9 protein-coding genes and 6 tRNA genes are annotated in these 11,039 nt (G+C 46.0%); 6 read left to right on the top strand and 9 right to left on the bottom strand.

Annotated elements, in window-relative coordinates:
* Positions 1–267: 267 nt before the first annotated feature.
* Positions 268–343 (bottom strand) — tRNA-Ala (locus tag LPW36_RS02220).
* Positions 344–561: 218 nt separating this feature from the next.
* Complete coding sequence (gene gltX / locus LPW36_RS02215) at positions 562–1,977, bottom strand: glutamate--tRNA ligase (protein ID WP_230607875.1); 1,416 nt, start codon at positions 1,975–1,977, stop codon at positions 562–564.
* 246 nt (positions 1,978–2,223) lie between these two features.
* Between gltX and LPW36_RS02210 the strand changes: the two genes are divergently transcribed.
* The 6 genes from LPW36_RS02210 to LPW36_RS02185 all read left to right on the top strand — a co-directional run bounded on the left by LPW36_RS02210 (position 2,224) and on the right by LPW36_RS02185 (position 3,344).
* Positions 2,224–2,299, top strand: a tRNA-Val gene (locus LPW36_RS02210).
* Positions 2,300–2,349: 50 nt separating this feature from the next.
* A tRNA-Val gene (locus tag LPW36_RS02205) sits at positions 2,350–2,425 on the top strand.
* 51 nt (positions 2,426–2,476) lie between these two features.
* Positions 2,477–2,552: transfer RNA gene (locus LPW36_RS02200), tRNA-Val, on the top strand.
* 6 nt (positions 2,553–2,558) lie between these two features.
* Positions 2,559–2,634: transfer RNA gene (locus LPW36_RS02195), tRNA-Lys, on the top strand.
* Between the two features lie 68 nt (positions 2,635–2,702).
* Positions 2,703–2,789, top strand: a tRNA-Leu gene (locus tag LPW36_RS02190).
* A gap of 261 nt (positions 2,790–3,050) precedes the next feature.
* Positions 3,051–3,344 (top strand): DUF6694 family lipoprotein, encoded by a 294-nt coding sequence (locus LPW36_RS02185; protein WP_230607862.1) that lies wholly within the window; start codon positions 3,051–3,053, stop codon positions 3,342–3,344.
* Between the two features lie 306 nt (positions 3,345–3,650).
* Here the strand turns inward: LPW36_RS02185 and LPW36_RS02180 are convergent, their stop codons facing one another.
* The 7 genes from LPW36_RS02180 to LPW36_RS02150 form a co-directional block, all read right to left on the bottom strand.
* The gene (locus LPW36_RS02180) at positions 3,651–4,223 is read right to left on the bottom strand and encodes a BRO-N domain-containing protein (protein ID WP_230607861.1); all 573 of its coding nucleotides are present in this window, start codon (positions 4,221–4,223) and stop codon (positions 3,651–3,653) included.
* Positions 4,224–4,492: 269 nt separating this feature from the next.
* Entirely contained in the window at positions 4,493–5,515 is a 1,023-nt protein-coding gene (locus tag LPW36_RS02175; protein WP_230607860.1) for a tyrosine-type recombinase/integrase, read from the bottom strand.
* 9 nt (positions 5,516–5,524) lie between these two features.
* Positions 5,525–5,752 (bottom strand): DUF4224 domain-containing protein, encoded by a 228-nt coding sequence (locus tag LPW36_RS02170; protein WP_230607859.1) that lies wholly within the window; start codon positions 5,750–5,752, stop codon positions 5,525–5,527.
* A gap of 66 nt (positions 5,753–5,818) precedes the next feature.
* Positions 5,819–6,910, bottom strand: a complete 1,092-nt coding sequence (locus LPW36_RS02165; RefSeq protein WP_230607858.1) for a RecT family recombinase — start codon at positions 6,908–6,910, stop codon at positions 5,819–5,821.
* Positions 6,911–6,922: 12 nt separating this feature from the next.
* Positions 6,923–9,127: a PD-(D/E)XK nuclease-like domain-containing protein gene (locus LPW36_RS02160; protein WP_230607857.1), complete on the bottom strand. Its 2,205-nt coding sequence runs from the start codon at positions 9,125–9,127 to the stop codon at positions 6,923–6,925.
* Positions 9,128–9,361: 234 nt separating this feature from the next.
* A complete protein-coding gene (locus tag LPW36_RS02155; RefSeq protein ID WP_230607856.1) occupies positions 9,362–10,111 on the bottom strand; it encodes a hypothetical protein in 750 nt (249 codons plus the stop codon).
* 16 nt (positions 10,112–10,127) lie between these two features.
* Entirely contained in the window at positions 10,128–10,994 is an 867-nt protein-coding gene (locus LPW36_RS02150; RefSeq protein ID WP_230607855.1) for a hypothetical protein, read from the bottom strand.
* Between the last annotated feature and the right edge of the window lie 45 nt (positions 10,995–11,039).

The raw sequence follows: 11,039 nt of genomic DNA, 5'->3' as shown, positions 1-11,039 counted from the left end.
TTTAAGGACGGCGATTATCTGGTGCTCTGTGAATCGGATTTTACGCATGGTGATCTCCTCAGGGGACATAATCAGTATGTCAGAAGATCTCTAAAAGTGAATGGGTCGTTTTGATGGGATACTTACAAAGTATGCTCACTTATCAATCAGTCACTTGCACTCTATCGCCGACAACGCAAGTTCTGACACAAAATTGACACAGAAATTTATGCAATAAAAAAGGCACTCTGCCAAGTGCCTATAATGTACTGATTTACTGCTAGAATTTGGTGGAGCTAGGCGGGATCGAACCGCCGACCTCTTGCATGCCATGCAAGCGCTCTCCCAGCTGAGCTATAACCCCAAATATCATATGATGCGTGTCTGGTAACAACATCATCAGGACGGGCGCATAATATGAAACATCAGGGAGGTCTGTCAACGGCTAATTTGCAGAATTAATCTGAATGCTGAAAAAGAGAGCAACGCTGTGAATTTATAGACAGAAAAACACAAAAAAATCGGACTTTTTACAGTCCGACTTTCATTGTTCATCTAATAACCTTTATGCCATTAGGTTTATTATTGTTGTGATTCACGCTCAACAATAAATGCCAGTGCACGATCGATACGAGCCAAACTACGAGATTTACCCACGGCATGAACAGTTGCATCAACAGCTGGTGACTGACCGCATCCGGTTACCGCCACACGCAACGGCATCCCTACTTTACCCATACCTACTTCCAGTTCTGTAGCTGTGCCCTCAATCGCCTGATGCACATTTTCAACACTCCAGTCACTAATCGCACTTAACTTCGCTCTAACCAGTTCCAGAGGCTCTTTGGCTACAGGACGCAGATGTTTCTTCGCGGCATCGGCATCAAACTCATCAAACTCTTCATAGAAATAGCGACAAGATTCCGCCATCTCTTTCAAAGTCTTACAACGTTCACCTAACAATTGCACGATTTCTACTAACTGCGGGCCATTTTGAGTATTAAAACCTTGCTCATGGATATGCCATGATAAATGAACCGCCACATACTCTGGAGGCAAATGATTAATATAGTGATGATTTAGCCATTGTAATTTTTCAGTATTGAATGCGCTGGCTGATTTGCTAACGGCGTCCAGAGTAAATAGCTGTTTCATTTCATCAACGCTAAAAATCTCCTGATCGCCATGAGACCACCCCAGGCGAACCAGATAATTCAGCAACGCCTCAGGTAAATAACCCGCATCACGATATTGCATTACACTGGCGGCGCCATTTCGCTTAGACAGCTTTTGCCCATCATCACCCAGAATCATTGAAACGTGGGCATATTCAGGAATAGGTGCACCCAGCGCTTTTAGAATATTAATTTGGCGAGGCGTATTATTAATATGGTCTTCCCCACGGATCACATGGGTGATTTCCATATCCCAATCGTCAACCACGACACAAAAGTTATAGGTCGGAGCACCATCGGTACGACGGATAATTAAATCATCCAGTTCCTGATTGCTGATTTCAATCGGGCCACGGATTTTGTCATCAAAAATAACCGATCCTTCCTGTGGGTTCAGGAAACGCACCACATGAGGCTCATTATCCGCATGATTACATTGATCGTGACGACAATGACCGTCATAACGCGCTTTTTCACCACGAGCCATTTGTTCTTCTCGCAATGCTTCCAGACGTTCTTTAGAGCAATAACATTTATATGCAGTGCCCGCCGTCAACATTTCATCGATAACGGCATTGTAGCGATCAAAACGCTTGGTTTGAAAATAAGGGCCTTCATCCCAGTCAATACCTAACCAGTTCATGCCATCCATAATCGCATCTATCGCTTTCTGGGTTGAACGTTCCAGATCGGTATCTTCAATTCGTAGAACAAACTCACCATCCAAATGACGAGAGAACAGCCAGGAATAAAGCGCTGTACGGGCACCACCAACGTGCAAATCGCCGGTTGGACTTGGAGCAAAACGTGTTTTTATTTTCATGGACATTGAGCGTTAGCCTTGTTACAAGATTTAATCAGCAAAGATCAATTTAATATATGTCCTTCGCAATAGTGGGCACATTCTATCATTCCATGCTGAATCCTCAATGTTCAAGGCACACTGAAAACAGAGATAAATTTAAAAAGTATTTACTATACTGTCTAAAATTACGACGAACAGTCAGTTTCATTCAAAAAATCATTGACTCAGTTGGACGGTTCCCTATAATGCACCTCCACACGAGAAGGGTGATTAGCTCAGTTGGTAGAGCACCTCCTTTACACGGAGGGGGTCGGCGGTTCGAGCCCGTCATCACCCACCATTCTTTGTGTTGCGTAGTAAAAACGATGTAAAATAACTGCATGTAGTTTTGGGTGATTAGCTCAGTTGGTAGAGCACCTCCTTTACACGGAGGGGGTCGGCGGTTCGAGCCCGTCATCACCCACCATTCTTTAATGTGGTGTAGCAAAAACGCAGTAAGATAGCAGTATGTAGTCTCGGGTGATTAGCTCAGTTGGTAGAGCACCTCCTTTACACGGAGGGGGTCGGCGGTTCGAGCCCGTCATCACCCACCATTAATTGGGTCGTTAGCTCAGTCGGTAGAGCAGTTGACTTTTAATCAATTGGTCGCAGGTTCGAATCCTGCACGACCCACCAATTATGGATAGTTTGTAGTAGTATGAAATGGCGCTCAGAGCGCTTTTTTTATATAAACTTCCAGCGTGGCCCGGGTGGTGGAATCGGTAGACACAAGGGATTTAAAATCCCTCGGCGGCAACGCCGTGCGAGTTCAAGTCTCGCCCCGGGCACCATCTTCTTACAATAGATAAATCAAACATTTACCCACTATTCACGCCATCCTCTTCAATACCCCTTTTCTTCCTAAAATCACCCTTTCCTAAGATGTTCCTAACATGTTCTGTCAGTTCTGCATACCTACCCAAGCCATCCGAATATATAAAATTAAACCTATGAATAAACTTGATATATAAACGTGATAATTAAACTTCAATTTTTTTATACCCTTCTGATAACATCAGGATCCATTTTTATTATTGGCAAGGGAAAAGAAGATGAGAAAATTTTTATTGGTCTGTGCTGCAGTATTTGCCCTGGCAGCATGCGGAGACAGTTCACCAAAAATCGATACCTCTACTCCAGAGTCATATACTACTTCTGTGCAAAAAGTTAGTGCCTCACTCACTCCGGAGAAAAAGGAGGCTTTCGAAAAAGCTATTATGGCCATCGTTTGGGATGCATCAGTTAAAGCTGGAGGCGGAGAAAAGAGCGAAAAAGCGGCTATGGATGCCATCAACGGAAAGACTGCGGATGACATAATCAAAGCTGCAACTGATATCAAAAACTAATAAAAAAGGCGCACTACCTGCTTGGCGGTGCGCCCCGCAATCTACTTCATGACACTAAGGTTTGATATGGCGCTGCACTCTGTACGCCCACGATTTAAGGTTGTGTTTGAAATAGACCATTACAGAACACGTTCCTTTGAACGCCTCACATAATGAATGCTCTGTGATCGCATCACCATTCTCAGTAACGCACAAACTCACGAACGCGAAAGCATCTGTCACGTTATCAGCAATATCAACATAACCAAGCTTATCAACCACTGTATATTTATAGTTGTTTATCATTTTAATTCCCCAAATAGCCTGTCAAAGACTGCCCAGTATCTTGGCCACATCTTCACGGCTGGTAACGATGTACCCTGCTTTCTTGGTCAGATGGAAAAACGTATCCAGAGAACCGACAAGTTCATTCTTCTTCAGCACTCTGGAACTGGTAACGCCATGCTTATCGACCGTCAGCAATATCTGACACGCTGGCAAAGGGACATTAAACGAACTATCAACGCGCTCTGTTGATACTGTATCAACCGGCGTATAAACGGCCTGTTCACTATGGGTCAACTTCGGTATCAACTCATTAGTAAACCAGCGTTTAAACCTGTGTTCCAACGATCCGGTTTTGAGTACATCACGACACCGCAGAACCATAGTGTAAACGCCGGATACTGACACGATATTCATGCTCTGTATGCCGGATGTTGTAGCCAGTAAACGCTGGCGTCTTTCATCATCATCAACTCTGGCTGTGGTCTTAATCGTATCGTTCAGACGAAGCGCTTTGCATACATCATTCGCGACCAGCCAAGGCTTGCCGTCGATGTATGTCACGCGAATAGGGGTATTTTCGAAGTGGAATTGAATAACATCACTATTGGTCATAATGACCTCCTGCAATAGGATTTATTAATCATCGCAATCGCTGCTAAACAATTAACGATGAGCTGAACAGGGTTAGCAGACCAGGCACCTATTAAACCCGGCGAGCCTTTCGGCTCCCCTGTCCAGCTCGCGTGGACTGTATCATAGTGATACTGGTTTGTCAGCGGCACGGTGGCTATAAACCCCGGTTCCGAGATTAATCAGAACACTATAATTATATGAAAAATCAGTCTTTTTGTACACTTTTGGTTTGTTTGCAGACCACTTACTTATCCTCTCCTCTGCTGCCCACCGACTACCGGCACAACCTGCGTCTTACGGTCATACCTGGCGGTTTGGCTCGGCGTCTTGTGTCCTGAAATCGCCTGCTTCTCTGACAACGATCCTTCAAGGTCAGATATACCTTTCGCCTTCAGGTCATGGAATGTGAAATTAAAACTCAGCTCCGGATAAGTCATCGCTGCCACTTCCCGGGCTGTCGCCCAACTGCTATTAAATCCATCGCGGGTATACCGTTGGCCTCTCCGCTGGTGGATTACGTACATGCTGATAACGTCATTTACTAACGGCAACGTTGATGCCAATTCGATTGCCGAACGCAGCCGATCGCTCCATGCCTTAATCTGTTTCTTACCGGTCTTGCCCTGACGAATGAAAATACCTGCTTCCATTAACTGTGCCTTCGTCAGAGACAGAATATCGCCCTGCCTGGCACAGCATAGATACGATAGTTCCATAGCCACTTTGACGATGGTTGGCGCTACCGAGTAAACGGCCTGATACTCTTCATCAGTAACATACCGCTCCCTGATTGCCTCCTTGAACTGGCGGACGCCTTTACATGGATTAACCTCAAGCATGCCGAGATCAATTGCCCAACGGTAAGACCGGGATAAAAATGACTTCTCCCTGTTAGCCTGAACCTTGCTTCTAACACCGCGCAAATCAAGGTACTTCCTTATGTGGCTACGCAGGACTGAATCAGCAGACATTTTACCAAAGACCTTGTTAAGGCGTTTCGCATACTTCCGGTAATCGTCTTTCGTATCCTGTGCCAGTTCGCTAAAATCCTGTGACGCAAAGAACCCATCCATCATGCTGGCCACGCTCAGTACATCTTCCTTCTTCTCGTTGTGCTTGTGATACGCCAGCCAGATTTCTGGTACCGTCGCATCCAGAGGGCACAACGAGATAGAACCACCAGCAGGGGGATGGAATTCATACTTAGACTTGCCGCGGTACACTCTAACTGGCAAATCATTATGTGCGGGATTCTTGCGCTTTCCGGCCATGGCTCACACTCACTGAATAGCGTTAAAATTGGGTTCGTCAGAAACGGGCTTACTGACTATTCCCCTGAGAGGGATCGGGTTGGCCACGTGGTACCAAGTTGTTGAAGGAGTGCCGTCACGCCGAGGCGTGAACCAGATACCGGCTTTCGTTAACCACTCGCATTGCTGTGATGAGTAATGGCATCCGGTTAACTCAATCAGGTCATCCTTCTTCAAAATATCGTGATCTTGTTTCATTGGTTATGCCTCGATAACCGGCCAACACTATAGGAAGTTGGCCGGATGGTTTCTGATTCTAAAAAATCAATTCATGTATTCCGGACGCATATCGTCCAGCATGATTTGGAAGCTTTCCATATCGTCTGGCGTGATATTCCGCTCGGAGCGGCGCAGTAGCTCTTCAACTCGCGCAAACTCTTCTGCAGCATCTGCCAAGTCGGGTGACAGGTTATTAATAGCAACTTGCACCTTACCTGCTGCTTCAATGCTGTAGTAACGCTTAACCGCTTTATTCTTCAACTCGGTGTAAGCATCAATACTCATTGAAGATTTCAGGCTTTCAATCTCCTTACGGATATCGACTGCAGCGTTAGTTGTTGTTGCTAATCCAATAGACTCACGAATACTGGCGATACGGTCATCATCAAGAATTGATTTTTCCGTTTCAGATTTATCACTTTTGGCCATATCTGCCCGATCGCTTACTTCGGACTGGCTGGTGATATCCTTAGGTGCTCTCACCTCCTCACTCTCAAATTCTTCAGGACTATAGACGCCAAGGATCACTTCTGGACAGTACAGGCGCGCCCAGTATTTAACAGCAAGATAGGCTATCTGCTGCTTCGGGTTAGAAACCCACAACGGAGAATTCCGGGTAATTACGCCAGACAGGTATAGCTGCTCACCCCATGTGATTTCTGATTCCCCTCGTAAGATGGCACCAACCCGGATGAATAAACCATGTTCATCTTTATCATCCCAGGCACGAACACGCTCTTGCACTTTATAACTACCATTCCGGCCCATCTTTTCACGAGTCACTTCTTTGGTACCGGTGCAACGTGACCAATCACCGCCATACTCATAATGAAAACGACCTTTCACTGCATTGGAACTGGTGACAACCGCGTTAACCAACTGAGCTTCATAGCCCAAAGTACCGTTAACCAGATGCGTTTTCTGAGCCACCGCATAAGGATTCATTCCCCACTGCGCCGCCTGCATGACAACCGCCAGACAATCTGATGGTTTGCCCCGCAAATGTTCTGGTACCGTCACGGTGGAGTTAGACATGAAATCGGCAACAGCAATAACTCGGTCCATCACATCAACATTCATCATCAATGAAACGTTGCTCACCTGCTGCTCTTGGTGCTCGATAATTTCTTTCTTCATTGTTCAGTTTCCTTATGCAACGCGCAGCATTTCTAAACGGCGCAGGTCATAGTCATTCAGCCCTTCCACGATCTCCTCGGTGATCGGTGCTGGCCATTCATCAGTATCAAAAGCATGTTTGATATCGCGGGTAACTTTCTTGTATTCCAGTCGGCCAAGCTCCAGCAACTCCTCGGATGCTTCGATTACAGCCACCCAGTGATAGCCCGGTTCCTTATTCACAAACACCCAATAAAACTCGTCCAGTTCGGCAACATCACAATACATGGCTGCGCTCAAGTGATAATCGCGATCAATGATTTCCCTGTGTAACCTGGCACGTAACGAATCCTGCTTCACATTGCCAAGGCTGATTGATTTCAAATCGCTACCGATACGAATCCCACCGTTATCAATCTCCGAGTCTGGACGAACACGAAGTTCAAGGCCGGTATCTTCATCTATGCCAAAATAGCTACACTCAACGGTACGGGATGGGTGAAACAGTAACTGCATTGCTGAACCGTGATTAATAACCGCCTCACACATAGCCTTGGCTATATCCAATTGTTTTTGAGTTATCAGCTCACGATCGTCATCTTCCTTAACGTTCTGGCTGATAACATCATCAGCAAAAACAGCATCGGGTTTAATTGAGCGAACAAGCGCAGTTAGATCATCTTTGCTGCCACTGGTATTAAGCGGCTGCGGTTTTGATCTCTCTACTGCAGCAAGCTCAGGTTGTATCTTTTCCAACTGTTCAAGCAATACGTCGCGGCTGCCACTGACTTTTAGCGGCTGCGGAAGCGTGGAGTTAAACTCCTTAATACAAGCTTTCATAGCCGTAGCCGTATGCTTGCCGTCTTCTGGTATACGGCGGAACTCTTCCGGTAACTCAGAATAAATTGCACCGGTACCGGCCGAGTCCTCACTTAACGAACACGGTACCGGTAAGCCGCTGTTGTAATGCTCAAGAATGGTCTTGATTTCCTCGCTCGACATGAGCGGTTCAAGTGATGAGTTATAAGCCTCAATCACCGCCTTCATTGATGACGTAGTAGTCAGCGCATTTTCTGGGATGAATGGGGGAAGTTTGAACTCACTACCAACCTTATGAGGTTCTAAAACCATCGTGTGGAACAACGAGCCAAACGTAAGCGCGTCATTTCTTTCACGCTGGATAGTTTTGGCCACATGACGGGCATGAAAGTACATCAAGCTAATACGGGCGTCTTTCAGTTGCGTACTGCTCAGACCGTTGGCTGAGTGATAAACGGAGTTAGGAATATCAGGATACCGGCCAGGCTCGAAGTATGGTGGCTCAATACTGCCCTCATCATCCTTTGTTGCTTCTGGTACCGGAGTGGGTTCAACTGCAGCATCATTCGCAGCTGGTTCGATAATGTTCACGCTGAACTTGCCACTACCAAGATTCACAACCTCAGGCTCAGGCTCAGGCTCAGGCTCAGGCTCAGGCTCAGGCTCAGGCTCAGGCTCAGGCTCAGGCTCAGGCTCAGGCTCAGGCTCAGGCTCAGGCTCAGGCTCAGGCTCAGGCTCACCAGCATTATCTAAAACCTCCTCAACAACACCAAAGGTTTCGTCTTCTGGTTCGAACTGGCCATGTTCAGCAAGCCATAACTCAACGTGAGCACGGATATCACTGGCGATTAAATTAATATCATGAGGAGCGCTACGGATAGCACCAAAAATTGATTCCCGGGAATACTTTTTAATATCGGTAATGAATGATAATGCGTTTGACCATACTCGCCATTGCTTATCATTATCTTCAATTTTTTCACGAGCGATGCGGATCACTGATGATGGGATATTCCATGGATTAACATCACCCGGATACAGCGCACAGGCAATCTCTGTGTTAAGCGTTTCAGACGTATGTTTGAACTCCCGACAAACAATCTTATGCTCTGGTTCTTGCTCGGCGTTCGGCTCTAGATCTGTAGACTCTTCGGACTGGCCAGCGTCTTCATCATCCGGAATCATCACATTCTTCGCTGCGTCATAAGTACCTGGCGCGAACTCGTATGATTTGGTTTCATCGTTCCACTGGGCATAAACCAAAAACGCCTCGCTGAACACACCGATTTCGGGGCGCATAGCACAAAGGCTATTAACGTCCGATTCGTCCACATTATCGGGGCATGGCCAGATTTTCGGATCGAAGTATTGACCTGCGAAGTCAGGGAACGCTTCTTCAATAGCCACGAGCGCCTTCATCTTGGCCATTCGTGGTGAACTTGCTTCTACGGTGGTAGCAACCGGCTTCGCGCCTTTCTCTGCAGCTGGTGCTTTGGGTATGTGGCCTGTTACATATAGAGCCATTTTGAAACTCCTTTCTTTGTACTGATAGTCGCTGCTATACTCACCGCACTGATGAGTGATAGCTCATTGGTAATGCCTCGCGGCGGGGTGGTACCCGCCACGACATCCCCGGGATGTTAAGCCGGGTAATCAAGCCAGCCCCGAGCTGGCTTTTTTACGCTCCTCTTCTAACTTCTTATACAGTTCATCCATACAAAACTTGCCCTGAGCGATATACTTTCCAGCCTCTTCGCCTCGTCCATACTTATGTCTAACCAGATCAATGAATGTTTCTAAATCACCCAAAAAACAACCTGCAGCAATATTCACGCTACCGTTAACATAAGCAGCGAAAATTGTTCTCTTGTGTTCACCGCATTCATCTTGAAAAACCACGTTTTCAATATCGCAAGCCGAGAGAAAGAGGCTTTGTTTAACAACAAGATCATTACTCAATCGAGTGACGCGAGTGCCTAAAATATCAAGATAACCATGCACACATAAACCCGTAGGGATTTGGTCTAAAGGACACCCTTCAAAATTGGCACAACCACGAATAATTAAGTCGTTGGGTAACTTCTTCAAATGACTTTCAAACGCATGTAATGAATTACCAATCTTGGTGCCTTCGGGTATTTCTTCGATTTTGGTACGAGGCATATATAAAGACCCGGCGATGCTGAGATTATTGGGCAACACCTCAACCAAGCTTTCTGATAAAAACAAAGAACCGTATACCCTCAGGTTGTCGGGTAACAAAGTTATCTTGGTGCATCCAAGATTAAGATCGCCATGGATATCAATCGAACCATCATCCTTAATAAAGCAGGTGACATAAGGAATGGTTTTACCTTTCACCAGTTCGATAAACTCTGCTCTGATTTCTTCTTGGCTTTTCATGTTCATCTCCCTGACCTTAGATGTGGCAGTCGTAAACAGATAAAACGGTGTCATCTGGCAGTGCAGCAATCATCTCTGCGACCTTCTGATTCCATTCAGTTTCAGTCATCTCATTGCTCGATAGACCAAACCACCCCATTTCTCCACGGGCATACCACTGACCATCCATGGTGACGGCATAAGTCGTTAAGCATTGGGCTTGGCATTTCTTGACATACTCGTCAATATTTCGACCGTAATAGTCAAAACTGCACTGAAACGTAAAAGGAAGTTTCTTATCCCTTACGGCCTGTCTCACTGCTTCAACAGCTGGCTGAGAAGCATAAGCTTTGCGTAGTTCGTCAATACTTCCGGTATTTCCTAACATCATCTCTGGCCAAGTTTTCGGAAACTCCATACCAGCAATAGCATCAGCAAATGCCTGATACTCAGTTTTTGCATCTTCTGCAGCCTGAGATGTCATGCCATCAAAATCGATATCAATCTTCATGGCGCTGTCAGCAAATCCGCCATTCTTCAACTTAAAGAAATCACGCCAGCGGCCACCAAGAACAAACCAATCCCATTTGGCGTTCGGGTTAGTGCGCCGAACCACTTTCGCGACCTCCCCATCCTCATCCAATTGAATCCAACCGTACTTGTGTGCATCGTCAATATCCGGAGCCTGGCCAAACTCAACAACTGAGTAATCATTATTGTTCTTTGCAAATTCAAGAAAGGTTTCGGAGCGGTCTTCTTGACGCTCATAATCAAGCCGATACTCATCAGTAACATCAATGTCCTGAACATACTGGTCATTGATACCAGTACACTCGAATTCATGGTATGGAGCTAACTGCTGCTCAGGGTTTTGGCCAACAACTAACACAGTAAAATGACTCATAACTAATTCCTTATTGGTTGATTTCGGGCAAAGCGAAGCCCTGCC

The sequence above is a fragment of the Limnobaculum eriocheiris genome, assembly GCF_021010575.1.
Classification (GTDB): Bacteria; Pseudomonadota; Gammaproteobacteria; order Enterobacterales; family Enterobacteriaceae; genus Limnobaculum; species Limnobaculum eriocheiris.
This window is presented reverse-complemented; position numbering and strand designations above follow the sequence as displayed.

Coding starts and splice junctions, on each gene's coding strand:
- gltX (WP_230607875.1), bottom strand. CDS start 1,977: ATGAAAATAAAAACACGTTTTGCTCCAAGTCCAACCGGCGATTTGCAC.
- LPW36_RS02150 (WP_230607855.1), bottom strand. CDS start 10,994: ATGAGTCATTTTACTGTGTTAGTTGTTGGCCAAAACCCTGAGCAGCAG.
- LPW36_RS02155 (WP_230607856.1), bottom strand. CDS start 10,111: ATGAAAAGCCAAGAAGAAATCAGAGCAGAGTTTATCGAACTGGTGAAA.
- LPW36_RS02185 (WP_230607862.1), top strand. CDS start 3,051: ATGAGAAAATTTTTATTGGTCTGTGCTGCAGTATTTGCCCTGGCAGCA.
- LPW36_RS02160 (WP_230607857.1), bottom strand. CDS start 9,127: ATGAAGGCGCTCGTGGCTATTGAAGAAGCGTTCCCTGACTTCGCAGGT.
- LPW36_RS02165 (WP_230607858.1), bottom strand. CDS start 6,910: ATGAAGAAAGAAATTATCGAGCACCAAGAGCAGCAGGTGAGCAACGTT.
- LPW36_RS02175 (WP_230607860.1), bottom strand. CDS start 5,515: ATGGCCGGAAAGCGCAAGAATCCCGCACATAATGATTTGCCAGTTAGA.
- LPW36_RS02180 (WP_230607861.1), bottom strand. CDS start 4,223: ATGACCAATAGTGATGTTATTCAATTCCACTTCGAAAATACCCCTATT.
- LPW36_RS02170 (WP_230607859.1), bottom strand. CDS start 5,752: ATGAAACAAGATCACGATATTTTGAAGAAGGATGACCTGATTGAGTTA.